We start from the raw sequence: 421 nt of genomic DNA, 5'->3' as shown, positions 1-421 counted from the left end.
GGCGTGATCGGCCTGTCGAGCGCCTATACCCTGAGCCGGGCCGGGCACGCGGTCACGGTGGTCGAGCGCGGGCCCGAGGTGGCCGGCCAGACCAGCGCCGGCAATGGCGGCCAGCTCTCCTACAGCTACGTCGCGCCGCTCGCGGATCCGGGCGTGATCGGCAAGCTGCCGGGCTCGCTCACGCAGCGCGCTGACCACGCGCCGGCTGCTGTCGCTGTCGTTCCTGAGCCGCACGGTGATGCACGAGCTGATCGCGGCCGAACCCTCGCTCGATTTCGACTTCGTGCCATCCGGCAAGCTGGTGCTGCATCGCGAGCCCGCCGCGATGCAGGCGGCGATCGCCTAGCTCGAATTGCAGCGCGCACTGGGCTGCGAGCAAGCCGCCCTCGAGATGGACGCCTGCATCGCGCTCGAACCCTCG

At 71.0% G+C, this 421-nt stretch carries 1 pseudogene; it reads left to right on the top strand.

From position 1 onward, the window contains the following. Positions 1 to 3: 3 nt before the first annotated feature. Positions 4 to 56 (top strand): annotated as a pseudogene (locus HWX25_RS33935) (hypothetical protein); the annotation flags it as partial. Positions 57 to 421 lie beyond the last annotated feature (365 nt).

Origin of the sequence: Burkholderia sp. BCC1640, assembly GCF_902833125.1 — a bacterium.
GTDB classification, from domain to species: domain Bacteria; phylum Pseudomonadota; class Gammaproteobacteria; order Burkholderiales; family Burkholderiaceae; genus Burkholderia; species Burkholderia diffusa.
The sequence above is the reverse complement of the archived record's forward strand: the minus strand, read 5'-3'. Positions and strand labels throughout refer to the sequence as shown.